General features: G+C 75.1%; 21 protein-coding genes. 7 read left to right on the top strand and 14 right to left on the bottom strand.

Going from position 1 to position 22,261, the window contains the following annotated elements:
* Positions 1 to 68: 68 nt before the first annotated feature.
* The gene (locus AC07VC_RS10025; protein WP_494676462.1) at positions 69 to 1,232 is read left to right on the top strand and encodes a methyltransferase domain-containing protein; all 1,164 of its coding nucleotides are present in this window, start codon (positions 69 to 71) and stop codon (positions 1,230 to 1,232) included.
* 10 nt (positions 1,233 to 1,242) lie between these two features.
* Here AC07VC_RS10025 and AC07VC_RS10030 read toward each other — a convergent pair whose 3' ends face one another.
* Positions 1,243 to 1,710 carry a YybH family protein gene (locus AC07VC_RS10030; protein ID WP_494676461.1) on the bottom strand — a complete coding sequence of 156 codons (468 nt, stop codon included), beginning with the start codon at positions 1,708 to 1,710 and terminating at the stop codon, positions 1,243 to 1,245.
* A gap of 94 nt (positions 1,711 to 1,804) precedes the next feature.
* Here AC07VC_RS10030 and AC07VC_RS10035 point away from each other — a divergent pair, with 94 nt between their 5' ends.
* A complete protein-coding gene (locus AC07VC_RS10035) occupies positions 1,805 to 2,836 on the top strand; it encodes a nitronate monooxygenase (RefSeq protein WP_494676460.1) in 1,032 nt (343 codons plus the stop codon).
* Positions 2,837 to 2,872: 36 nt separating this feature from the next.
* Here the strand turns inward: AC07VC_RS10035 and AC07VC_RS10040 are convergent, their stop codons facing one another.
* The 4 genes from AC07VC_RS10040 to AC07VC_RS10055 form a co-directional block, all read right to left on the bottom strand.
* Positions 2,873 to 3,841, bottom strand: coding sequence for an aldo/keto reductase (locus tag AC07VC_RS10040; RefSeq protein ID WP_494676459.1), 969 nt, complete (start codon positions 3,839 to 3,841; stop codon positions 2,873 to 2,875).
* 425 nt (positions 3,842 to 4,266) lie between these two features.
* Positions 4,267 to 5,697, bottom strand: a complete 1,431-nt coding sequence (locus AC07VC_RS10045) for an aldehyde dehydrogenase family protein (protein ID WP_494676458.1) — start codon at positions 5,695 to 5,697, stop codon at positions 4,267 to 4,269.
* Positions 5,694 to 6,650: a 5-dehydro-4-deoxyglucarate dehydratase gene (locus tag AC07VC_RS10050; protein WP_494676457.1), complete on the bottom strand. Its 957-nt coding sequence runs from the start codon at positions 6,648 to 6,650 to the stop codon at positions 5,694 to 5,696. The genes AC07VC_RS10045 and AC07VC_RS10050 overlap by 4 nt, the downstream gene beginning before the upstream one ends.
* Positions 6,650 to 7,882 carry an enolase C-terminal domain-like protein gene (locus tag AC07VC_RS10055; RefSeq protein WP_494676456.1) on the bottom strand — a complete coding sequence of 411 codons (1,233 nt, stop codon included), beginning with the start codon at positions 7,880 to 7,882 and terminating at the stop codon, positions 6,650 to 6,652. Before AC07VC_RS10055 ends, AC07VC_RS10050 begins: the two co-directional genes overlap by 1 nt.
* Before the next feature lie 114 nt (positions 7,883 to 7,996).
* On the opposite strand from AC07VC_RS10055, the gene AC07VC_RS10060 reads away from it, so the two are divergent.
* From AC07VC_RS10060 to AC07VC_RS10070, 3 genes are read left to right on the top strand one after another with little or no spacing between them, the layout of a single operon-like run.
* Positions 7,997 to 8,803 carry an NAD-dependent epimerase/dehydratase family protein gene (locus AC07VC_RS10060; protein WP_494676455.1) on the top strand — a complete coding sequence of 269 codons (807 nt, stop codon included), beginning with the start codon at positions 7,997 to 7,999 and terminating at the stop codon, positions 8,801 to 8,803.
* Positions 8,800 to 9,633: an IclR family transcriptional regulator gene (locus AC07VC_RS10065; protein WP_494676454.1), complete on the top strand. Its 834-nt coding sequence runs from the start codon at positions 8,800 to 8,802 to the stop codon at positions 9,631 to 9,633. The genes AC07VC_RS10060 and AC07VC_RS10065 overlap by 4 nt, the downstream gene beginning before the upstream one ends.
* Positions 9,630 to 10,769, top strand: coding sequence for a hypothetical protein (locus AC07VC_RS10070; RefSeq protein ID WP_494676453.1), 1,140 nt, complete (start codon positions 9,630 to 9,632; stop codon positions 10,767 to 10,769). The genes AC07VC_RS10065 and AC07VC_RS10070 overlap by 4 nt, the downstream gene beginning before the upstream one ends.
* A gap of 30 nt (positions 10,770 to 10,799) precedes the next feature.
* On the opposite strand, the gene AC07VC_RS10075 is transcribed toward AC07VC_RS10070, so the two are convergent.
* From AC07VC_RS10075 to AC07VC_RS10090, 4 genes are all read right to left on the bottom strand, one after another.
* Positions 10,800 to 11,171 carry an SdpI family protein gene (locus AC07VC_RS10075; protein ID WP_494676452.1) on the bottom strand — a complete coding sequence of 124 codons (372 nt, stop codon included), beginning with the start codon at positions 11,169 to 11,171 and terminating at the stop codon, positions 10,800 to 10,802.
* Between the two features lie 37 nt (positions 11,172 to 11,208).
* Positions 11,209 to 12,576: an L-serine ammonia-lyase gene (locus AC07VC_RS10080; protein ID WP_317231222.1), complete on the bottom strand. Its 1,368-nt coding sequence runs from the start codon at positions 12,574 to 12,576 to the stop codon at positions 11,209 to 11,211.
* A 9-nt stretch (positions 12,577 to 12,585) separates the two neighbouring features.
* Positions 12,586 to 13,236, bottom strand: a complete 651-nt coding sequence (locus AC07VC_RS10085; protein WP_494676451.1) for a hypothetical protein — start codon at positions 13,234 to 13,236, stop codon at positions 12,586 to 12,588.
* Between the two features lie 150 nt (positions 13,237 to 13,386).
* The gene (locus AC07VC_RS10090; protein WP_015491009.1) at positions 13,387 to 13,647 is read right to left on the bottom strand and encodes a GlsB/YeaQ/YmgE family stress response membrane protein; all 261 of its coding nucleotides are present in this window, start codon (positions 13,645 to 13,647) and stop codon (positions 13,387 to 13,389) included.
* Positions 13,648 to 13,830: 183 nt separating this feature from the next.
* Between AC07VC_RS10090 and AC07VC_RS10095 the strand changes: the two genes are divergently transcribed.
* Positions 13,831 to 14,340 (top strand): DUF427 domain-containing protein, encoded by a 510-nt coding sequence (locus AC07VC_RS10095; protein WP_494676450.1) that lies wholly within the window; start codon positions 13,831 to 13,833, stop codon positions 14,338 to 14,340.
* A gap of 76 nt (positions 14,341 to 14,416) precedes the next feature.
* Here the strand turns inward: AC07VC_RS10095 and AC07VC_RS10100 are convergent, their stop codons facing one another.
* From AC07VC_RS10100 to AC07VC_RS10115, 4 genes are all read right to left on the bottom strand, one after another.
* On the bottom strand, positions 14,417 to 14,935 hold the full coding sequence (locus AC07VC_RS10100) for a CoA-binding protein (RefSeq protein ID WP_181034776.1): 519 nt from the start codon (positions 14,933 to 14,935) through the stop codon (positions 14,417 to 14,419).
* 236 nt (positions 14,936 to 15,171) lie between these two features.
* Entirely contained in the window at positions 15,172 to 16,467 is a 1,296-nt protein-coding gene (locus tag AC07VC_RS10105; RefSeq protein WP_317229376.1) for an O-acetylhomoserine aminocarboxypropyltransferase/cysteine synthase family protein, read from the bottom strand.
* 75 nt (positions 16,468 to 16,542) lie between these two features.
* On the bottom strand, positions 16,543 to 17,547 hold the full coding sequence (locus tag AC07VC_RS10110) for a YeiH family protein (RefSeq protein ID WP_494676449.1): 1,005 nt from the start codon (positions 17,545 to 17,547) through the stop codon (positions 16,543 to 16,545).
* Positions 17,547 to 19,241: a dolichyl-phosphate-mannose--protein mannosyltransferase gene (locus tag AC07VC_RS10115; RefSeq protein ID WP_494676586.1), complete on the bottom strand. Its 1,695-nt coding sequence runs from the start codon at positions 19,239 to 19,241 to the stop codon at positions 17,547 to 17,549. Before AC07VC_RS10115 ends, AC07VC_RS10110 begins: the two co-directional genes overlap by 1 nt.
* Before the next feature lie 180 nt (positions 19,242 to 19,421).
* Between AC07VC_RS10115 and AC07VC_RS10120 the strand changes: the two genes are divergently transcribed.
* On the top strand, positions 19,422 to 19,787 hold the full coding sequence (locus AC07VC_RS10120; protein ID WP_494676448.1) for a DoxX family protein: 366 nt from the start codon (positions 19,422 to 19,424) through the stop codon (positions 19,785 to 19,787).
* 52 nt (positions 19,788 to 19,839) lie between these two features.
* On the opposite strand, the gene treS is transcribed toward AC07VC_RS10120, so the two are convergent.
* Positions 19,840 to 22,113 (bottom strand): maltose alpha-D-glucosyltransferase, encoded by a 2,274-nt coding sequence (treS, locus tag AC07VC_RS10125; protein WP_494676447.1) that lies wholly within the window; start codon positions 22,111 to 22,113, stop codon positions 19,840 to 19,842.
* Positions 22,114 to 22,261: the final 148 nt, after the last annotated feature.

The raw sequence follows: 22,261 nt of genomic DNA on the forward strand, positions 1-22,261 counted from the left end.
CGCCCGTCGCCGCGACGCCCGGACGCCGCGACAGCGACCGGCTGCGCGTCGCGGCCTAGGGTCGGAGGGTGGCCGAGCACCCGGAGTACGCGATCTTCCTGAACGGCTCGTACGGCGTCGGCAAGACGTCCGTGCTCGACCACGTCGGGAACCTCCTCGCCGCCCGCGGGCGCCCCTTCAGCCTCATGGACGTCGACTGGTTCCACCGGTCGTGGCCGGTCGCCGACGACGACCCGGACAACACCCTCGTCGAGGCGCGGGCCATCGCCGCCGTCTGGGCGGCCTACCGCTCGGTCGGCCCGCGGCAGCTGGTCCTCAGCGGCGTCATCGCGAGCGCATCCGACGCCGCCCGCTACGCGCGCGCCGTCGGGATGCCGATCCGGTCGGTCCGCCTCGTGGCCGCGCCCCGGACCCTCGAGGCGCGGCTGCGGCGACGCTACGACCCGGACCGTGCGGCGGACCTGGCGTGGCACCGGGAACGGCACGCGGAGCTCGCGGACCGGCAGGCGCGGGCGGATCTCGACGAGGCGGTCATCGACGCGGACGACAGCACCCCGGCGGAGGTGGCCCGGCGCATCCTGCGGCACTTCGGCCTGGACGACGCCTCCCCGGCACCTCGCCGGTCAGCCGACGTGGCCGGCTCGTACGCGGCCCGGGCCGCGGAGTACGCGGAGCTGCTGGGGTCGATGGCGGCGGTGCATCCCTCCGACGTCGAGCTCGTGACGACGTGGGCGGCGGACGTCACCGGTCCCGTGCTCGACGCCGGCTGCGGTCCCGGGCACTGGACGGACCACCTCGCCCGGCGGGGGAGCGACGTCCGGGGCATCGACCAGGTGGCCGCCTTCGTCGACCACGCGCGCGCCGCCTACCCGGCGGTGCCCTTCGCGACGGGCAGCATCGACGCCCTGCCCGACGCGGACGGCGCCTACGGGGGAGTCCTGGCCTGGTACTCCCTGGTCCACCACGAGCCGTCGACCATCCGACGGGCCCTCGACGAGATCGCCCGCGTCCTCCGTCCGGACGGCCGGCTCCTCGTGGGCTTCTTCGTCGGCGCCCGTCTCGAGGCGTTCGACCATGCGGTGGTCGCCGCCTACCGGTGGCCGGCGGACCTGCTCGCCGACGAGCTGGTCGCGGCGGGCTTCGAGGTCGTCGAGACGCACACGCGGACCGGGGATGCCGCAGGACCCCGCCCGCATGGCGCGATCTCGGCTCGTCTCGCCGGCAGCCGCTAGGGCACTCGGCTCAGCGCTGCGGGATCGCCCGATCCGGCTCGTCCTCCGGTCGGCCCGCGTACCACTCGTGGAACTCGGAGCACCGCCCGTCGGCGTCGAATCGGAGGAACCAGATGTTGTCGTACGCCGTCACGACCTCGTCGCCCTCGTCCGCGAGGAAGACGGTGCGCCCGTGCGTGACGGCCGTGTCGCCGTCGACGACCACCGGGTGGTACCGCGCGTCGAACCGCTCCCCGACGAACGCGTCGCGCTCGGCCATCCACTCCGCGACGATCGCGTCGCGGCCGGTCGCGCGGATCCCGAACGGGTAGTGCCACACGGCGCCCGCGGACCACAGCGCGGCGATGTCGTCCGGCTCGTACGACTGCCACGCGGCCACGTACGCGTCGAGCCACCGCTGCACCTCCGGGCGTCCGATGGCGCGCTCGGACCTCGTGGTCGCGTGGTGCCAGGCGGGCTCGTCGAGGAGGGAGGTCATCGTGCGAGTGTACGGACGTGCCGCGGGACCCGCGCTCGCGGAGGCGGCCGATCCCGGCGATGCTGTCCCTGTGCCACGTCGGATGGAGGAGGCCATGACCGTGCCCCTGCCCGGGTTCCTGGAGGATCGCGTCCCGGTCCTCGCCGCGCCGATGGCGGGCGGGGCCTCGACCCCCGCGCTCGTGGTCGCGGCCGCGACGGCCGGGCACCTCGGCCAGCTGGCCGCCGGGTACCTCGCGCCCGACGCGCTGACGACGCAGATCGAGGCGGTGCGGGAGCGGACGGCGGTGTTCGGCGTGAACCTGTTCGTCCCCCACCCCTCCTCGGCTCCGGCGCAGGAGTACGCGCGGTACCGCGCGGCCCTGCAGCCGACGGCCGACCGGGTGGGGGCGCTCCCGCTCCCCGACCCGCACGAGGACGACGACCGCTGGGAGGAGGAGGTCCGGCTCCTCCTCGCGGATCCCGTGCCGCTCGTCAGCTTCACGTTCGGGTTCCCGCCCCCTGACGTGGTCCGCGCCCTGCGGGCTCGCGGCACGATCACGGTCCAGACCGTCACGTCCGCCGCGGAGGCGCGGGAGGCGGAGGAGCGCGGCGTCGACGTGCTCGTGGTGCAGTCCGCCGCCGCGGGAGGGCATTCCGGGGTCATCGACCCGCGAGGGGCGCCGTCCGCGCTGCCCCTCCCGGACCTCGTGGCGCAGGTCCGCCGATCGTCCCGGCTGCCCCTCATCGGCGCGGGCGGCATCGCGTCGTCGGCGGGAGCCCGGGCCGCCCTCCGAGCGGGCGCGTCGGCGGTCGCGGTCGGCACCCTGCTGCTGCGCAGCCCGGAGAGCGGAGCGTCACGCGTCCACCGGGACGCGCTGGCCGATCCGGCGTTCGATCGCACGGTGCTGACGCGGGCCTTCACGGGGCGCCTCGCGCGGGCGCTCGTCAACCGCTTCATCGAGGAGCACGACGCGGAGGCCCCGGCCGCGTACCCGGCCCTCCATCACCTCACCGCGCCGATCCGCACCGCGGCCGCCGCGCTCGGCGACCCGAGCGCGGTGCACCTGTGGGCGGGCACCGGATGGCGGCGGGCCGACGAGCGTCCGGTCGGCGAGGTGCTCGCCTCCCTCGCCGGCGACCTCTGACCGCACCCGGTCGTGTGCCGACCCGTCGCGGCGCCGTCACCACCAGAAGGGCGGCTGGGTCACGTAGGGGCTCTCGAGACGGGCGACCTCGTCGTCGGTGAGCTCCAGGTCGAGCGCGGCGACGGCGTCGGTGAGGTGGTGGGGCTTGGTGGCCCCGATCACCGGGGCGGCGACCGTCGGGTTCCGCAGCACCCAGGCGAGGGCGACGCGGGCCATGGGCACGTCGCGCTCGGCGGCGACCCGCTCGACCGCGTCGATGACCGGGCCGTCCGCGTCGGCGTCGAACGCCCGCGCGACGGCGTCCGTCTCCGCGCGGGCGGTGGTGGTGCCGCGCGGCCGGGTCAGCCGGCCCTTGCCGTTGGGGGAGTAGGGGGTGAGGCCGACGCCGGTGTCGGCGCACAGGGGGATCATCTCGCGCTCCTCCTCGCGCTTGATGAGGTTGTACTGGTCCTGCATCGCCGCGAAGCCCGTCCAGCCGTGGACGGCCGCGGCGCGCTGGAGCTTCGCGAACTGCCATGCGTGCATGGACGACGCGCCGAGGTACCGGACCTTGCCCGCGCGGACCACGTCGTCGAGCGCCTGCATCGTCTCCTCGACCGGGGTCTCCGGGTCGAAGCGGTGCAGGTGGTAGACGTCGATGTGGTCGGTGCCGAGCCGGCGGAGGGACGCGTCGACCTGTTCGAGGATCGCGGCCCGGGACAGGCCGGATCCGCCGGGCCCGCCGTGCATCCTCCCCGAGACCTTGGTGGCGAGGACGATGTCCTCGCGCCGGGTGAAGCGGCGGATGGCGCGGCCGACGTACTCCTCGCTGGTGCCCTGCTGGTAGACGTTCGCGGTGTCCCAGAACGTGATTCCGAGCTCGACCGCCTGGCGGAAGAAGGGCGCCGACGCCTCCTCGTCCATGGTCCAGGAGTGCATGCCGCGGGCGGGGTCGCCGTAGGTCATGCAGCCGAGGGCGAGGCGGCTCACCTCCAGGCCGGTGGTGCCGAGACGGGTGTGCTCCATGGTGGTGATCCTCCTCGATCGGCACCAGGCTACGGCGTGGCGGTCGACTCGACCACGGTGCGGGGCCGCTGGCCGCCGCGGCGCCTCCGCCCGTCCTCGTCCGCGACGACGTCACCGCCGAGGTCGATGCCGGATCCCGGTGGTGCGCATCCACTACTGGCATCGCGGCGGGGAAGATGAGTAGTGCCGCCGGTTCACGGCGCGTGGCCTGCGCGCTACCTTCGACCTGTGCGCCGCTCCTTCGGGTGGAGCGCGACACATGTCGGCTCGAGCTGCGGGTAACAGCTCGCCGGCGGCCCGGCCCCGTCACCGGGGTCGGGCGCACCTCCTCCCGGGGCTCCCGGCGCGCGCCCGGCCCGCCTGCTGCGCGCGCCTCCGGCCCGGCCCGCGTGGCAGGGCCGCGCGGCGGCACGGCCCCGTCCCGCTCAGGCGCGCAGCCGGCCGTCCACGCGGCGGGGGCCCGACCAGCCGTCCCGCAGCGGGGCCGGCAGGATCGCCTCCGGCGCGTCCTGGTAGGCGATGGGCCGCTGGAACCGCCGCATCGCCGTCACGCCCACCGACGTGTGCTGGGACGTCGTCGCGGGCCACGGCCCGCCGTGGTGCTGGGCCCAGGCGACGGCGACGCCCGTGGGCCAGCCCGCGAAGAGCAGGCGACCCGCGCGTGCGGCGAGGAGGTCGACGAGCCCGTCGACCTCGTCCTCCGGCTCGGCGTGCAGGGTCGCCGTGAGCGATCCCGGGAGCGCGGCGACCGCGAGGTCGCGCTCCTCGGCGTTCCGGTACCGCACCAGCAGGGTCGCGGGGCCGAACACCTCCGCGGTGAGCTCCTCGGCCGACGTGGCGAAGTCGGACGCGTCGACCGCGAGCAGCGCGGCGGCGCCCGCGACCGTCGGCGCGATCAGCTGCTCGACCCCCGGGATCCCCGCGAGCCGTCGGGCGCCCGTGACGAAGCCCTTCGCGATGGATCCGGTGAGCATGTCCGCCGTGCCGCCCGGCACCTGCCCGGGCAGCTCCCGTTCGAGCGCCGAGCCCGCGGGGACGAGCACGAGTCCGGGCTTGGTGCAGAACTGGCCCGCTCCGAGCGTGAACGACGCGGCGAGGCCCGCGGCGAGCTCGGCCCCGCGGGCGGCATCGGCCCGGGGGGTGACGACGACCGGGTTGAGGCTGCCGAGCTCGCCGAAGAACGGGATCGGCTCCTCGCGCGCGGCGGCGCGGTCGGCGAGCGCGCGTCCGCCGCCGAGCGAGCCCGTGAAGGCGGCCGCGCGCACGGGCGCCGCGTCGACGAGCGCGAGCCCGGCGTCGAAGCCCTCGACGAGCGCGAACGCGCCGTCGGGAGCCCCGGCCCGCCGGAGCGCGCCGGCGACGATCGCGGCGGTGGCCCGGGAGGTCTCCGCGTGCCCGGGGTGCGCCTTCACGACGACGGGGCAGCCGACGGCGAGCGCCGACGCCGTGTCGCCGCCGGCGACGGAGAACGCGAACGGGAAGTTCGAGGCCGCGTACACGGCGACGGGGCCGAGCGGGATCAGCATGCGCCGGAGGTCCGGACGCGGGGGAGCGCTCGCCGGGTCGGCGTGGTCGACGACCACCTCCAGGTGGCTGCCCTCCTCGATCGCGTCGGCGAACAGCCGCAGCTGGCCGGTGGTGCGGGCGACCTCGCCCGTGAGGCGCGGCACGGCGAGGCCGGTCTCGCGGGCGGCGAGCGGCACGAGCGCGTCGCGCGCGGCGTCGAGGTCGTCGGCGATCGCGCGGAGCCAGCCGGCGCGCTCCGCCTCGGTGGCCCGGGCGGCGGCGGGGGCGGCCGCGGCGGCGCGCGCCACGATCTCCTGGACGGCCTCCGCCGTGGTGTCCGCGCCGCTCACGAGACCACCTCGTCGCCGTGCGCGAGGATCCGCTCGAGCTCCGCGAGCTGGTGCGGGCTCGGATCCACGAGCGGCGCCCGGACGGACCCGACCGGCATCCCCCGGAGCCGCAGGCCCGCCTTGATGAGCGACACGGCGAAGCCCGGCGTCTGGTCGCGCAGGCGCACGAGCGGCGTGTAGAACCCGTCGAGGAGCCGGCGCTGCGCCTCCCGGTCGTCGGCCTCGTAGGCGGCGAAGAACGCCTTCGCGATCCGCGGCGCCATCGCGAAGACGGCGGACGAGTACAGCGGCACGCCGATGGCGCGGTAGGCCGCCTGGCTCGCCTCGGCCGTCAGCAGGCCGTTGAAGAACTGCACGTCCTCCCGTCCGGCCCGGCGCGCGGCCAGCACGAAGCGCTGCATGAGGGCGATGTCGCCGGCCCCGTCCTTGATGCCGGCGAGGGTGGGCAGGGCGAGGAGCCGCTCCACCGTCGACTCGCTGAACTGCGCGGTGCCCCGGTGGTACGCGATGAGCGGCAGCGGCGATGCGGCGGCGATGGCCTCCACGTAGGCGGCGACGCCGGCCTGGGGGCCCTGCACGAGGTAGGGCGGCATCACGAGGATCCCGTCCGCGCCCAGCTCGGCGGCGATGCGGGCGCACCGGCGGGCATGCCCGAGCGGCCCGCCGACTCCCGCGACGACGACGTGACGCCCCGCGGCGGCCGCGACCCCGACGCGCACGGCCTGCGCGTACTCCTCGATGTCGAGCGCGTGGAACTCGCCCGTGCCGCACGCGACGAAGGCGGCGCCGGCGCCCTGGCCGAGCCCGTCGGCCACGTGCGCGGCGAGCAGGTCCTCGTCGACGCGGTCGTGGGCGTCGAACGGGGTCACGGGGAAGAAGAGCACGCCCTCGAGCGGGGCGAGCCCGCCGGACGCGGCGGTGGCGGGGGCGGCGGTGGTGTCGGTGATGGTCATCAGAACCTCGGGAGCGTGGGGTCGTAGGCGGGATGGATGCTGCGCATGTAGCCGGTGTCGTCGCGCACGGTGCGGCCGGACTCCCGGTACACGCGGTGCTGCCGGGCGAGAGCCTCGCGGTCGAGCTCGACGCCGAGGCCGGGGCCGGTCGGCACGGCGACGGCGCCGTCCACGATCTCGAGGACGCCGGGGACGATGACGTCGTCGTCGCGGTTCCACGGGTAGTGGGTGTCGCAGGCGTAGCCGAGCTCGGGGCTCGCGGCGGCGACGTGCGTCATCGCGGCGAGGGAGATCCCGAGGTGCGAGTTCGAGTGCATGGACAGGCCCACTCCCCAGGTGGCGCAGATCGCCGCCAGCTCGCGGGTGTGCGCGAGCCCGCCCCAGTAGTGGTGGTCGGAGAGCACGATCTGCACGGCGTCCTTCGCGAAGCCCTCCGCGATCTGCTCGAAGGTCACGACGCACATGTTCGTGGCGAGCGGCTGGGACACCTCGGCGGCCACGGCGGCCATCCCGTCGATCCCGAGCACCGGGTCCTCCAGGTACTCGAGCACGCCGTCCAGCTCGCGCGCGACGCGGAGGGCCGTCTCGTGCGTCCACGCGCCGTTGGGGTCGATGCGCAGCGGGTGGTCGGGGAACGCCTCGGCGAGGGCGCGGATCGCGGCGATCTCCTCGTCGGGCGGGAGCACGCCCGCCTTCAGCTTGATGGAGCCGAACCCGTACCGGCCGATGAGGAGGCGGGCCTGCGCGACGATGCCCGCGGGATCGAGCGCCGCGCCGAAGTCGTCGGGCTCCTGACCGGGGTGCGCCGCCCACTTGTAGAAGAGGTACGCGCTGTACGGGACGGCGTCGCGGACCCGGCCGCCCAGCAGCTCGCTGACCGGCAAACCCGTGATGCGGCCCTGGGCGTCGTGCGCGGCGACGTCGATCATCGAGTAGACGACGCGGCGGGCGCGGCGGTCGAGCGGGCCGTCGTCGCCCCCGAGGGCCCCGCCGACCGCCGCCTCGATGCCGTGGAGGTCGAACACGCTGAGCCCGATGACGGCGTCCCGGACGGAGGCGACGGCATCGGCCGCAGCGGCACCGCCCTGGCCCTCGCCGAGGCCGATGACGCCGCCGTCGACGACGAGCTCGACGATGGTGCGCAGCGCCAGGGGCTCGTGCACGCCGTCGGCGTTCAGCAGGGGAGGGTCGCGGAACGCGATGGGCGTGACGACGAGGTCGCGGATGATCATCGAGCCGCCTTCATTCGCATATGCGCATGCCTTCCATCAGCGTGAACGTGCCTGCTAACGTAGGCGGCATCGGGCACGTCGTCAACGCGGACGGGCCGGGAAGGGGACGCCGGCGTGGCCGACGCGCGCAGCATCGTCATCACCGGGGCCGCCGGCCTCGTCGCCCGCGGGGTGCGTCCGCTCCTGCGCGCCGCCGGCCACCGGCTGACCCTCATCGACCTGGTCGACCCGGAGGCGGTCGCGGGCGAGACGGCGATCACGGCCTCCGTCACCGACACGGCCGCCGTCCGCGCGGCCGTCGACGGGGCGGACCTCGTCGTGCACCTCGGCGGCCTCAGCCGGGAGCGGTCGTGGCCCGCGCTGGCGGAGGCGAACGTCGAGGGCACCCGCAGCGTGCTCGAGGCCGCCCGCGACACGGGCGTGCGGCGGGTCCTGCTGGCGAGCAGCACGCACGCCGTCGGCTTCCACCCCGTGCCGGCGCAGCCCGTCGATCGGCTCGAACCGCGGCCCGACGGCCTGTACGGCGCGAGCAAGGCCGCCATGGAGGCGCTCGGCTCCGTGTACGCCGACCGCCACGGGCTCGCCGTCGTGAGCGTCCGCATCGGGACGGCCCTCGCGCGGCCCACCACCTCGCGCATGCTCTCCACCTGGCTCTCCTTCCCCGACCTCGCGCGGCTCGTCGAGGCGGTCGCCGTGCTCGACGAGCCCGGCGCGCGCATCGTGTGGGGCGTCTCCCGCAACACCCGCGCCTGGTTCGCGCACGACGCCGGGCACGCCATCGGCTACCACCCGCAGGACGACGCCGAGGCGCACGCGGCGGACGTCGTGCCGCGGGACGTGGACGGCGTCGATCCCGACGCGAACGGCCTCATCGGCGGCGAGTTCGCGTCGGCGGCGCATCCGCTGGGGGAGCCGTGGTGACCCGCGTCGCCGGGGAGCCGGCACCGGCATCGTCACCCGCGGCGGCGACGGCCGCGGCCGAGGGCGGCGCCCGACCCGTCAAGTCGGCGGAGCGCACCCTGGCCCTCCTCGAGCGGCTGGCGGCGTCGGACGAGCCCGTCTCCGTCGTCGATCTGCACCGCGCGTCCGGATACCCGCGCTCCAGCCTCCACCAGCTGCTGCACACCATGGCCGCCAGCGGCTGGATCGAGATGCTGCAGGACGGCACGCACGTCGCCATCGGATCCCGCGCCCTCGTCGTCGGCACCGCGTACCTCGACCGTGACCGGGCGCTCCCGCACGCCGTGCGGGCGCTCGAGCGCATCCGCGACGACACCGGCTACACCGCCCACTACGCCCGCCGCGAGGGCGACCAGGTGCTCTACCTGGCCACGCGCGAGACCACCGAGTCCCGCCGCGCCACCTCGCGCGTCGGCCGCCAGCTGCCCGCGCACGCCACCTCGCTCGGCAAGGCGCTGCTCGCGGAGCTCAGCCCCGCCGAGCGGCGCGACGCGCTCGGCGACGGCCCGCTGGCCGCCCTCACCCCGCGCACCGTCACGGACCGCGCCGCGCTCGACGCCCAGCTCGACGGGTTCCACGAGCGCGGCTACGCGCACGAGCGCGAGGAGAACCTCGCGGGCGTCAGCTGCGTGAGCGTCAGCGTGGGGTACCGGATCCCCGCGACCGACGCGATCAGCTGCTCCATGCCCGTCGCCCGGGCCGACGACGCGGAGGTCGCGCGGGTCGCCGGCGTCATCGGGACGCACGCGCAGCGGCTCGCCCAGGAGCTGCGCTCGGCGGGCGTCCGATGAGCCGGGCGTTCTGCGTGTACCCCTGGGACCTCATCGACGATCCCGCGGCGACCGCGCGCGTGCGGGATGCCGGTGCCGACTCCGTCGCGATCGCCGCGGCCTACCACTCCGTCCGCGCCGCAACGCCCCTGCACCCGCGGCACCGCGTGGTGGACGCCCGCGACGCCGCGCTCTACGTGCCCGTGCGCCCGGAGGCGTGGGGGGAGATCCGGCCGAGCGACGACGCGCCCTGGGTCGGACCGCGGGCCTTCGAGCGCGCCGCCGCCGTCGCGCGGGAGGCGGGGCTCCGCGTCGAGGCCTGGATCGTGCTCACCCACGCGTGCGGGATCGGCGAGCGCCACCCCGGGCGGTCCGTGGTCGACGCGTGGGGGCACGTGCACGTCCACGCGCTCTGCCCGTCGCACCCCGAGGTGCGCGAGTACGCCGCGACCCTCGTCGCCGAGGTCGCCGCCGCGGCACCGCTCGACGGCGTGATGCTGGAGGCCTGCGGTCCGCTCGGCCTCGCGCACCTCAGCGCCCACGAGAAGACGTCGGGCGCCGACTGGTCGAGCGACGTGGAGGCGCTCCTCTCCATCTGCTTCTGCACCGCCTGCGTCGCGGCGCTCGCCGCGGACGGGGTCGATCCGGACGCCCTCCGCGCCGAGGTGCGGGCCCGCGTCGACGCGGACGGCTCCACCGACGGCCTGGAGGCGGTGCTCGCCGTGCGCGCGCGGGCGCGCCGCCTCCTGCTCGAGGCGTGCGTCGGCGCGGCGCGGGCGGCGGGCGTGGCGCGCGTCGTCGTGCACGCGGATCCCGACCCGTGGGCCACGGGCCCCTTCGCGGCCCTCCTCGACGACGTCGACCTCGTCGACGGCGTCATCCTCGCGGACGCCGTCGTGCACGACCCGGACGCCGTCCGCGACCTGCGCGCCCGGCTCCCCGGCACCCGGCTGGGCGGCTGGATGTGGGCGATGCCGCCGACCACGGCCGCGGGGATCCGGGCGGGCTGGCCCCGCGCGATCGCCGGCATCGACGACGCGTACGCGTACCACCTGGGCCTCGTCGGGCCGGAGCGGCTGGCGGCGGTGGGCGACGCCCTGCGCGCGGGCGCGGGCGCGGGTGCGGATGCCTCCGAGGCCGCGTCGCCCGCGTCCTAGCCGCGCTGCTCCCGGCGCCCGCCCGGCCGCTCAGCGCGCGACGGGCCGCCGCGGCGCCTCGGCCTCGCGGCGGATGACGGCCTTCGCGGCGCGTCCCGCGCGGAAGGTGCTCCAGGCGATGCCGCCGACGAGCAGCAGGGCGCCCCAGCTGGCGACGCTGTTCATGCCGGCGCCCGCCGCGATGCCGCCGACGACGCCGCCGATCGCGACGGGGAGGCACGTGCCGCGCAGCGCCGGGAGCGCTGCCCGGTGGCCCGCGCGCCACGCGGCGTCGCTCGTCATGAGCGGGCGCGTGCGGATGCCGATCCAGCCGTTGCGCTTGAGGACGCCCCAGGCGGCCAGCTGGCTGGTGCCGAGGATCAGCAGCGCCGCGACGGCGAGCAGCAGCGCGGGGACACCCATGCCCTCAGCCTGACACGGGAACGCCCGCCGTGCGCCCTCAGCACTCGATGACGTTGACCGCGAGTCCGCCCGTGGACGTCTCCTTGTACTTGGTGGACATGTCGAGGCCCGTCTGCCGCATCGTCTCGATCACGGTGTCGAGGGAGACGAGGTGCGTGCCGTCGCCGTGCAGCGCCATGCGGGCGGCGTTCACGGCGGTCGAGGCGGCGATCGCGTTGCGCTCGATGCACGGGATCTGCACGAGCCCGCCGACGGGATCGCACGTGAGGCCGAGGTGGTGCTCCATCGCGATCTCGGCGGCGTTCTCGACCTGGCGCGGGGTCCCGCCGAGCACCGCGCAGAGCGCGCCGGCCGCCATCGCGCACGCCGTGCCGACCTCGCCCTGGCAGCCGGCCTCGGCGCCCGAGATGGACGCGTTGGCCTTCACGAGCGACCCGATCGCGGTCGCCGTGAGCAGGAAGTCGCGGATCCCGTCGCGGTCCGCGCCGGGCACGAACCGCAGGTAGTAGGACCCGACGGCGGGGATGATGCCCGCGGCGCCGTTGGTGGGCGCGGTCACCACGCGCCCGCCGGACGCGTTCTCCTCGTTGACCGCGAGGGCGAACGCGTGCAGCCACTCGTGCGAGGTGTCGCGCGCGCCCTCGGCATCGATGGCGGCGAGCTGGGAGGCGACGCGGGCCGCGCGGCGTCGCACGTCGAGGCCCCCGGGCAGCGTGCCCTGGCCATCCAGGCCGGAGGAGACGCACGCGGCCATGGCGTCCCAGATCGCGTCGAGGCCGGCGACCGCGCGGCGCGACCCGTGGATCGACTCCTCGGTGTCGCGCGCGACGTCGGCGATGGAGCGCCCCGTCGACTCGGCGAGGGCGATGAGCTCGTCCGCGTTGGAGAAGGAGTGGGGGAGCCCCGTGGGCAGCACGGCCGAGGGCGCCTGGTCCTCGCGCAGCACGAACCCGCCGCCGACCGAGAACCACGTGCTCTCGAGCACGGTGCCGCCGTCGGCGTCGAGGGCGGCGAGGTGCATCGCGTTCGGGTGCCGGGGGAGGCGCGTGAAGGGCTCGAACGTGAGGTCGCGCCCCACCATGCGCACCGGGTGGACGCCCGCGAGCGGCACGTCGACGCCCTCGCCGAGCCCGGACCATCGGCCGCGCACCTCGTCGGGGTCGCAGGTCTCCGGCGCGAGGCCGGCGAGTCCCGCGACGACCGCGTCGGGCGTGCCGTGGCCGAGCCCGGTGGCGCCGAGCGAGCCGAACAGCCGCACCGTCACCCGGGTGATCGCCGTCAGCCGCGGTGACGCCGCGCACTCCTCGGCGAAGAGCAGGGCGGCGCGCATGGGGCCGACGGTGTGCGAGCTCGACGGCCCGATCCCGATGGAGAAGAGGTCGAGTGCCGAGACGTACGCTGTCATTCCGTCAGACTATGCCGCCGCCTCCGCGCGGTCGGCCGGGCGGGTCGCGGCGGGCCCGACGGGGGCGCGGCCGCGGCGGGCGGCTCCCCGCGAGGCGAGCGCAAGCCACGTCCAGCCGACGGCGAGGCCGAGCATGGTGACGACGCCCCGCGGGAAGAAGATGTGGCTGTCGACGAACGAGACGGCGGCGACCACCGCGATCAGCGCACCGGGCAGCGCCCGGAGGCCCGCGTGCCGGATCACGAGCGCGCTCGCGAGCACGGTCACCGCGACGTAGGACCACACCCCGGTGACGACGATGCCGTCGGCGAGCGCGTACATGGTGGTCACGCCCTGGCCGCCCTCGAGCTTCAGGGCGCCGGCGGCGATGCCGGCGAGGATGTCGAGGGCCTGGTAGCAGACGGCGTACGCGAAGCCGAGGACGATCGCGACGACGCCGAGGCGGCGGTCGTGACGGCGGGTCAGGAGGATCGGCGCGATGGCGAGCAGCGGGAAGACCGGGAGCAGCGCGATGTGCAGGTCGCGCCAGTGCACGGCGGTCGCGTCGGTCAGCTGGGTCGGGTGGCTGAGGCCCGCCGCGGCGAGGGCGAGCGGGGGCAGGGCCACGGCCACGAGGACGGCGGCCGTGCGCGAGAGGGTGGGGGCGGCGACGTCGGGCATGCGGTCATCGTAGGCACGCGCCGCGCACCGCCCCGGCCGGATCAGCGGCCCGACAGGAAAGCGGTCCCAGTCGGACAGGGGCGGGGATGCAGGGAGCCCCCGCCGCCGGACCATGCGGTCGGGCGACGGGGGCTCCGTGGTGCAGGAAGACTAGGCCTTCTTGCGGCCGACGATCGCGCCGTAGACCAGCAGGACGATGATCGCGCCGACGATGGCGAGCGCGAGCGAGCCGAGGTCGAAGCTGTCGACGCCCTTCCCGAAGAGGGCGCTGCCGATGAAGCCGCCGAGGAATGCGCCGACGACGCCCAGGATCAGCGTGACGATGATTCCGCCACCCTGCTTGCCCGGGAGGATCAGCTTGGCGAGCGCTCCGGCGATCAGACCCAGAACCAGAAAACCGATGATGCCCATGTGTTGCTCCTCAAAGATGTCGTGCTGTGTGACACCCGAATGCGGGTGGACGTGCCCCAGTCAAGCACCCGGGGGACTATTTGTGCAAAAACGTTTAGTGGATACGTCTTTACGCGGCGATGTCCTCCGGGCTGTCCGGGCGCGGGATCCGGGGCGCTCAGGAGCCCGCGGTACCGTCGGCGCATGCGCATCCCCCCTGTCCGCCGTCCCCGCGAGATCCCCGGCGAGGGGCAGGAGTCGGTCTGGGACTACCCCCGCCCGCCGCGCGTCGACCCGAGCGGCGAGCACGTCGTGATCGAGCTCGGCGGCCGGGTCGTCGCCGACACCCGGGCCGCGGTCCGGGTGCTCGAGACGAGCCACCCGCCCGTCTACTACATCCCCTCCGGCGACTTCGCCGCGGGGGTGCTCTCCTCCGCGGCAGGTCGCTCGTGGTGCGAGTACAAGGGCGAGGCGTCGTACCTCACCCTCGCGGCCGGCGGGGTCACGGCGGAGCGGTCGGCGTGGTGGTACCCGTCCCCGACCCGCGGCTTCGAGCGGCTCGTCGACATGATCGCGGTGTACCCCTCCGCGATGGACCGATGCACCGTCGACGGCGTGACCGTCCAGGCGCAGGAGGGCGACTTCTACGGCGGCTGGATCACGCCGCGCGTGGTGGGCCCGTTCAAGGGCGCACCCGGCACGCTCGGCTGGTGACCGCCGGGTCCCGGACCGCGGGTGACGGCGCCGCGCGCCATCGCGCCGCGCGGACCCGCGCCGCCCGGACCCGCCGTTAGACCGCGGCCTTCCGCGAGCTGATGACGCCGGTGTCGAAGCCGAGCAGGTGCAGCCCGCCGTGGAAGCGCGCGTGCTCGACCTTGATGCAGCGGTCCATGACGACGGTGAGGCCGCGGGCCTCGGCGTCCTCGGCCGCCTCCTGGTTCCAGATGCCGAGCTGCACCCAGATGACGGGCGCGCCCACGGCGACCACGTCGTCCACCACGGACGGGATGTCGCTCGCCTTGCGGAACACGTCGACGATGTCGGGCACCTCGGGGAGCGACGCCAGGTCGGGGTACGCCCTCTGGCCGAGGATCTCGGTCGCGTTCGGGTTCACGAAGTAGACGCGGTAGCCGCTCGACTGCTGCAGGTACGTGCCGACGAAGTAGCTGGACCGCGCCGGGTTCGGGGAGGCGCCGACGATGGCGACGCTCTTCGCGCGGCGGAGGATCGCGAGGCGCTCCTTGGCGCTCGGGCCCGTCCAGGTGCGCTCCGACCGGAGCAGCGCCGCGAGCGGGCTGGAGCGGGGGATGGCGCAGGTGAGGCCGTTCTGGAGCTGCGTCGTCTGGATGCCGTCGGCGCCCGGGTCCTGCACGGGCTCGACGACCTCGGCCGGAGCGGCCGCGGGGACCCGCGCCTCCGCGGCGTCGCCGGCCGCGCGGTCGGCGGACTCCTCGGCGGGGTCGAGCGGCGCGAGGCCGGCGGCGTCCGCGGCCGGGTGGGGCGTGGATCCGGTGCGCTCGGGCGGCACCCCGCCGGTGTCGAAGCTCACTTCGCTCCCTCCGTGGCGGCGTCGAGCGCCTGGTCCAGGTCGTGGATGATGTCGTCGACGTCCTCGATGCCGACGCTGATGCGGACGATGCCGGGCAGCACGCCCGCGTCGACGAGCTGCGCCTCGCTGAGCTGCGCGTGGGTCGTGGAGGCCGGGTGGATGACGAGCGTCTTCGCGTCGCCGATGTTGGCGAGGTGGCTCGCGAGCTCGACCGACTCGATGAAGCGCTGGCCGACCGCGCGGCCGCCCGCGACCTCGAAGGTGAAGACGGACCCGGGTCCGGTCGGAAGGTACTTGCGCGCCCGCTCGTGGTGCGGGTGCGCGGGGAGGCCGGCCCAGTTGACGGCGGTGATGCGCGGATCCCCGTCCAGCCACTCGGCGACGCGGCGCGCGTTGTCGACGTGCGCCTGCATCCGGTACGGGAGGGTCTCGACGCCCTGCGCGAGGAGGAACGCGGAGTGCGGCGCGAGCGCCGGCCCGATGTCGCGCAGCTGCTCGGCGCGGAGGCGGGTGAGGAACGCGTACTCGCCGAAGTTGCCGGTCCAGTTGAGGCCGCCGTAGCTCGGCACGGGCTGGTCGAGCAGCGGGAAGCGCGCGCTCTCCCAGTCGAAGAGGCCGGACTCGACGACCACGCCGCCGAGCGTCGTGCCGTGCCCGCCGAGGAACTTCGTGGCCGAGTGGATGACGATGTCGGCGCCCCACTCGATGGGCCGGTTGAGGTACGGCGTGGCGATGGTGGAGTCGATGACGAGCGGGACGCCGGCCGCGTGCGCGACCGCGGCGAGGCCCTCGATGTCGGCGATCTCGCCGGACGGGTTCGCGACCGTCTCCGCGAAGACGAGCTTCGTGCGGTCGGTGATGGCGGCGGCGTAGTCGGCCGGGTCGCTCGACTGCACGAACGTGGTCTCGACGCCGAAGCGGCGGAGGGTCACGTCGAGCTGCGTGATGGATCCGCCGTAGAGGTTCGCGGAGGCGACGATGTGGTCGCCGGCGCCTGCGAGCGACGCGAAGGTGATGTACTGCGCGCTCAGCCCGCTGGCCGTGGCGACCGCGCCCAGGCCGCCCTCGAGGCTCGCGACGCGCTCCTCGAACGACGCGACCGTGGGGTTCGACAGGCGCGAGTAGACGTTGCCGTACTTCTGCAGCGCGAAGCGCGCGGCGGCGTCGGCCGTGTCGTCGAAGACGAACGCGCTCGACTGGTAGATGGGGAGGGCGCGCGCACCCGTGGTGGCGTCGGGGATGTTGCCTGCGTGGATCGCCCTCGTCCTGAACCCGTACTCGCGATCGACCATGGGGTCACGCTAGCCCGGGCTCCCGACGGTTCCCCGGCCGCGGCGTAATGCGGCGACATGCGGGCCCGGCCCCGGTCAGGACAGGCGCACGGCCGCGAGCGCGAGGCCCGCCACGAGCGCCCAGGAGAGGAGGCCCGCGGCCAGCGCGGAGCCGCCCTGGCCGACGAGCTCGCGGAGGCGCACCGCGGATCCGAGGGCCACGAGCGCCACGGCGAGGAGCGCGGTCTGCGCGACCTGCGCCGCCTCGAGCACGCCGTCCGGCAGGGGCACGAAGGTGCGCACCAGCACGGCGGCGAGGAAGCCGACGACGAACAGCGGCACGATCGGCGGGCGCGCGGCGCCCTCGACCCGGCCCTCGCGGCGGCGCATGACGACGCCGGCGACGGCGACCACGGGCGCCAGCAGGAGCACGCGGGTGAGCTTCACGGCGATGGCGATGGTGAGGGCCGCGGATCCGGCGATCTGCGCCGTCGCCACGACCTGGCCCACGTCGTGCACGCCCGCGCCCACCCAGTGCCCGAAGGCCACGTCGTCGAGGCCGAGCGGCCCCGCGAGGGGCGGCAGGACGGCGATCGCGAGCGTGCCGCACAGGGTCACGAGCGCGACGGGCGCGCCCTGGTCGGCCGGCTTCGCGCGCGTGACGCCCGCCATCGCGCCGATCGCGCTCGCGCCGCAGATGGAGAAGCCGGTGGCGAGGAGGAGCGGCTGCTGCCCCGGCATGCGCAGCGCGCGGGCGATGGCCCAGGTGCCGGCGAACGACAGCACCACCACGGCGACCACGAGCAGCACCGCGCGCCAGCCGAGGCCGACGATGTCGGAGAGGCCGAGCTGCAGGCCGAGGAGCACCACGCCGATCCGCATGAGCCGCTTCGACGCCAGGGTGAGCCCCGGCTTCAGCGGGCCCGTGAGGGCGGGACGCGCGGCCGGCACCTGCGCCGCGACGATGCCGAGCGCCACCGCGACCGTGAGCAGCGGGATCGCCGGGACGAGGGCGTGCACCCCCCACGCCGCGAGCGCGGCGGCCGCCGCGGCGGCGAGGCCGGGCAGCGTTGGGTGGAGGCGGGAGGCGGTGGCGGGCATCAGATCCAGCCCGAGGGGATCCAGGCGTGCAGGCGCCAGAACCAGGTGGGGATGAGCTGCCCGGTCCACAGCGGGTAGAAGAAGGCGCTCACGAGGACGCATGCGACGAGCACCGAGGCCACGATCACGACGCCGCGCGTGCGCCGCGGCCGCGGATCCGTCCGGTCGCCGAGGACCATGCCGAGCACCATCGCGAGGCAGAGCAGGAGGTACGGCTCGAAGGCGATCGAGTAGAACTGGAAGACCGTGCGGTTCACGTACAGCAGCCACGGCAGGTAGCCCACGACCATGCCCATGAGCACGAGGCCCACGCGCCACTCGCGCCGCGCGGCGAGGCGGTAGAGCAGGTACAGCATCGCGGCCACGGAGAGCCACCAGATGAGCGGGTTCGCGATCGACGTGATCGACGCCGAGCACGCGTCGATCGTGCAGCCGGCCTCGCCGGGGCCGTAGGCCTCGTAGTAGAACTGCGTCGGCCGGTAGAGCAGCAGCCAGAGGCGCGGGTCCGCCCGGTACGGGTGCGTCACGTCGAGCCCCACGTTGAACTCGTACTGCTGCGACAGGTAGTGCCAGAGGCTCTGCACGGGCAGCGGCACCCATCCGAGGCCGCCCTCCCAGGCGTTCCGCCCCTCCGCCGCCCAGCCGCGGAAGTACCCGTTCGAGGTCGCGAACCACCCCGCGTACGACGCGAGGAACGCGGCGACGGCGGGCGGCACGAGGAGGAGCGCCGAGACGGGGCCCTGCATCACGGCGCCGGCCGTGAACCAGGCGGCGAGGCCGTGGCGGCGGCGCAGCAGCATGTCGGTGAGCACGGCGTAGAGGCCGAAGCCCGCGAGGAAGAAGATCCCCGACCACTTCACCGAGCTGGTCGCGCCGAACGCGATGCCGGCGGCGACCAGCCACGGCCGCCAGAGGACGACGGGGCCCCACTCGAGCGGACGCGCGCTCTCGGGCCGGGCGTCGCGCCGGAGGGCGAGGAGCCGCTCGAAGCGCCGCTCGTGCCAGGTGCGGTCGAGGAGCATCGCCCCGAAGCCGAGCAGGCCGAAGAACATGACGTGCGTGTCGAGGAGCGCGACGCGGCTCATCACGATGGCGTGGCCGTCGATCGCGAAGAGGAGCCCGGCCATCGCGGCGACGACCGCGGAGCCGGTGAGGCGGCGGGCGATGAGCATGAGGAGGGGGACCGCGAGGGTGCCGACGACAGCCGTGGCGATGCGCCAGCCCACCGGGTCGCCCGCGCCGAAGACCGCGAGGCCGAGCGCGATGACCCACTTGCCGAGCGGCGGATGCGCGACGAACGCGGGCGCGATGAGGTACTCGTCGGTCCTGCCGGCGATGAAGTCCGGGTTCGGCTCGTTCGGCCACGAGCCCTCGTAGCCGAGGTGCAGCAGCGTCCACGCGTCCTTGACGTAGAAGGTCTCGTCGAACACGAGGGTCGCCGGGTGGCCGAGGCTCTGGATGCGGAGGACGGCCGCGAGCAGCGTGATGAGGATCGGGGCGCCCCAGCGCCAGGCGCGGCGGCGGCCGGGCGTCGAGACGAGGCGCGCCCAGGCGTCGTCGAGGCGGGATCCGCGGGCGGTGAGCGCGCGCTCGTCGGCGCGGCGCGACACGCGCGTGGGGGCGTCGAGGGCCACGGCGGATCCGTCCGCGGGCATGCGCTCGTCGGCTGCGTGCTCGGCAGGGCGGTGGGGCATGTCGGGCACGGCTCATCATCGCACGCGGGTGCGCGGCGTCCGGGGCGCCGGGGCCTTCCGCGGCTGGCGCCGGACCGCGGCGGCACGACGGGCCCGGTCCGCGTCCGCCTCCCCGTCGACACGGCGGACGCCCGGCGCTACGGTCGGCATGTCCACCGGCCGCGCACGAAGGGGGATCCCGTGCTCATCGCCCTCTGGGCCGTCTCCGCCATGCTCGCCGTCGCCATGCTCGGCGCTGGGATCCTGAAGCTCGTCCGCTCGCGGGAGGCGCTCGTCGACGGCGGGATGCCGTGGGCCGAGGGCTTCCCCGCGGCCGCCGTGAAGGCGATCGCCGCCCTCGAGGTCGTCGGGGCGATCGGCCTGGTCCTGCCCCTCGCAACCGGCATCGCGCCGGTGCTCAGCCCCGTCGCGGCGGTCGGCCTCGCGGTGCTGATGACCGGAGCCGTCGTCGTGCACGCCCGCCGCCGCGAGCCCGTCGTGCCGCCGCTCGCGCTCCTCGTGCTCGCGCTCGCGGCGGCCGTGCTGGGGTTCGTCGTCCTGGGCTGACGATCGGCGGCCGTGCTGGGGTTCGTCGTCCTGGGCTGACGCGCGGCCGCGCCTACCGCGCGGCGTCGTCCTCGTCGGGCTCCTGCTCCTCGTCGAGCAGCAGGAACAGGCCCGCGTAGGGCTCCAGCTGCACGGGGAAGCTGGACAGGTCGTCGACCTGGCCGATGACCTCGTCGGTGGTGGCGTCCCGCACCGCGCGGCGGCTCGGGAGGTGCTCGGAGCGCACCGTCGCGAGGATCGACTCGCCCGTGAAGTTCAGCACCGTGAGCTGCAGGCGGGCGTCGCCCGACGGGTCGCCGTTGTCGAGGCGGTGCACCATCACGAGCATGCCGGGGTGCCCGACGTCCGGCACGTCGAGCTGGGTGCCGACGGCCACGTCGAAGCGCTCGCGCACCTCGAGCACGCTGCGGAGCCCGGACGCGAACGACGCCGGGTCCTCGATCTGCGCGGGGAGGGATCCGTACAGCGAGCGGCCGCGCGGCATGCCGGCACCGGACGCGGTCGCCTCGGGCGCCGCGTCGAGCAGGTCGTGGCCGCCCCGGTGGACCCAGCGCGTGTCGCCGCCCTCGATGAGGTCGGCCACCTGGGACGCCTGCAGCGGCAGCACGCCGAGCAGGTCCCACGCGGAGAGGGCGAAGACGCCCGGCTGCCACGCGTTGAACTTCGCCAGCAGGAGGTGCGCGGCGCGGATCCCGTCCACGTCGTCGTCCCCGATCGCGTCGAGGGTCGTGAAGCCCTGCGCGGCCGCGATGACCGAGGTCGTGGTGCAGGCGATGCCGTTGGTCGTGAACACGTGGTTGTAGTCGGCGCTGTCGCCCGTGAGCTCCTCGAGGAGGTCCCCGCGGATCGTCTCGGCGAGGTCGGCGCCCGTCATCTCGTCGCCCCGGAAGGGGAAGACGTCGGCGCAGTGCTCGGTCGCCCAGTGCACGAGCTCGTACGTGAGCTCGTCGTGGTTCTGCAGCGCGTGCACGAGGGTGACGGGCTCGACGCCCACCTCGAGCGAGGTGCGGAGCGTGAGCCGCAGGAACTCCGTGTCGCCGGTCGCGAGGGCGTGCTGGTACGCGGGCCGGTTGATGAAGTCGTAGGAGAGGTCGGCGCCGACGCGGCCGGTGTCGCGGATGTCCTCCATCGTCAGGTTCAGCTCCTGGAAGGAGAAGCCGCCGACCTTGCGCACCATGCTCGCGATGAGGTGGTTCGCCGCCTCGGAGAGCGGGTGGCCCTCGGACCACGCCGGCCCCTCGACGCTCTTCTCCACGCCGAGGAAGCCGTTCGCGTCGAGCCGCAGCGCGCTCGCGCCGAGGTCGCCGAGGGAGTGCAGGGCGTCGCCGATGACCATGCGCATGCCGGCGAACGTGGGGTCCAGCCAGTTGATGGAGGGCTGGCCCTGCTTGAAGTAGTGCAGGTACACCCAGCGGCGGGTCCGGCCGTCGACGCCGAGCACGGGCGCGGTGGCGCTCCAGTTGGTCTCCTTGACGCCCGGTGCGTAGAAGATGACGCGCTGCAGGCGGCCGATGATGTAGCCCTGGTCGGCGAGCGCCTGCTCGGCGGCCACGTCGAGGTTCACGGCGTCGCGGCCGGGGAGCACGTCCGGCAGCAGGTGCCAGTCCTCCTCGGGGATCTCGACCATGTGGTAGATCCCGGGGAAGTCCTTGTAGCCCATCTCGGCGAGGCGGAAGTCGGCGCCCTTGCCGGTGTGGCCGGGCACGATGTCGTCGATGACGCTGCCGCCGTGCTGGTCGGCGACCTCGGTGAGGCGGCGGAACTCGTCCTCCGTGCCGAAGGCCGCGTCGATCTGGGTGCTGATGCGGTCGAAGTGGCCGTCGACGCTCGCGGTCTGCGACCACTCGGTGATGCCGCCGGCGAGCTTCACGGGGCCGGTGTGCACGGCCTCGATGCCGATGCGCTGGAAGATCTCCCACAGCTGCGGGTCGCCGAGGGCGGCCAGGTACGACTCGCCGCCCTTCGTGATGAGCGAGATCGGGTAGGCGGTGAACCAGACCGACGCCGTGTCGATGGCGCGGCGCGCGTCCGGCCGGGCGTAGGGGTTCGACCACATGCTGGGCAAGCCGGAGAGCCCGCGGCTCAGCACGTCGGCGTCGCCGAGCATCGACTGGCGGCGGAGCCACTCCACGTAGGAGGGGTTCGACGCGTCGGCGGCGCGCGGGTCCGACGACGAGCGGCGGATCCCGCTGGCCCGCATCTGCGGCCGGGAGCGCAGCCGTGCGGGGCGCGCCGGGAAGCGGTTGTCGTCGTACGTGATCTCCGTGGGCTCCGGCTCGGGGACGGCGTGCGTCTCGATGGCGTCCGTCGGGATGGCGTCGTCCACGTGGTGCTCCTCGCAGGTGGTGGTGGTGCGTCGCGCCCGGTCCGGGCGCCGTCGGCCCCGCGGGGCCGCTGCTCCGAGCGTACGCAGGATGGGGAGCGCCGTGCGCCCGCCGCGGTGCGCCGGTCGCGGCCGGGCGGTCGGGTCGCCC

This window comes from Clavibacter sp. GW821-FHT01D01 (assembly GCF_059422605.1).

Bases quoted from the DNA above. Each gene is read 5' to 3' on its own strand.
- AC07VC_RS10075 (WP_494676452.1), bottom strand. From the start codon at position 11,171: ATGGGTGTCCCCGCGCTGCTGCTCGCCGTCGCGGCGCTGCTGATCCTC.
- AC07VC_RS10050 (WP_494676457.1), bottom strand. From the start codon at position 6,650: ATGACCATCACCGACACCACCGCCGCCCCCGCCACCGCCGCGTCCGGC.
- AC07VC_RS10070 (WP_494676453.1), top strand. From the start codon at position 9,630: ATGAGCCGGGCGTTCTGCGTGTACCCCTGGGACCTCATCGACGATCCC.
- AC07VC_RS10055 (WP_494676456.1), bottom strand. From the start codon at position 7,882: ATGATCATCCGCGACCTCGTCGTCACGCCCATCGCGTTCCGCGACCCT.
- AC07VC_RS10105 (WP_317229376.1), bottom strand. From the start codon at position 16,467: ATGGTCGATCGCGAGTACGGGTTCAGGACGAGGGCGATCCACGCAGGC.
- AC07VC_RS10115 (WP_494676586.1), bottom strand. From the start codon at position 19,241: ATGCCCCACCGCCCTGCCGAGCACGCAGCCGACGAGCGCATGCCCGCG.
- AC07VC_RS10090 (WP_015491009.1), bottom strand. From the start codon at position 13,647: ATGGGCATCATCGGTTTTCTGGTTCTGGGTCTGATCGCCGGAGCGCTC.
- AC07VC_RS10095 (WP_494676450.1), top strand. From the start codon at position 13,831: ATGCGCATCCCCCCTGTCCGCCGTCCCCGCGAGATCCCCGGCGAGGGG.
- AC07VC_RS10030 (WP_494676461.1), bottom strand. From the start codon at position 1,710: ATGACCTCCCTCCTCGACGAGCCCGCCTGGCACCACGCGACCACGAGG.
- AC07VC_RS10080 (WP_317231222.1), bottom strand. From the start codon at position 12,576: ATGACAGCGTACGTCTCGGCACTCGACCTCTTCTCCATCGGGATCGGG.
- AC07VC_RS10110 (WP_494676449.1), bottom strand. From the start codon at position 17,547: ATGCCCGCCACCGCCTCCCGCCTCCACCCAACGCTGCCCGGCCTCGCC.
- AC07VC_RS10085 (WP_494676451.1), bottom strand. From the start codon at position 13,236: ATGCCCGACGTCGCCGCCCCCACCCTCTCGCGCACGGCCGCCGTCCTC.
- AC07VC_RS10035 (WP_494676460.1), top strand. From the start codon at position 1,805: ATGACCGTGCCCCTGCCCGGGTTCCTGGAGGATCGCGTCCCGGTCCTC.
- AC07VC_RS10040 (WP_494676459.1), bottom strand. From the start codon at position 3,841: ATGGAGCACACCCGTCTCGGCACCACCGGCCTGGAGGTGAGCCGCCTC.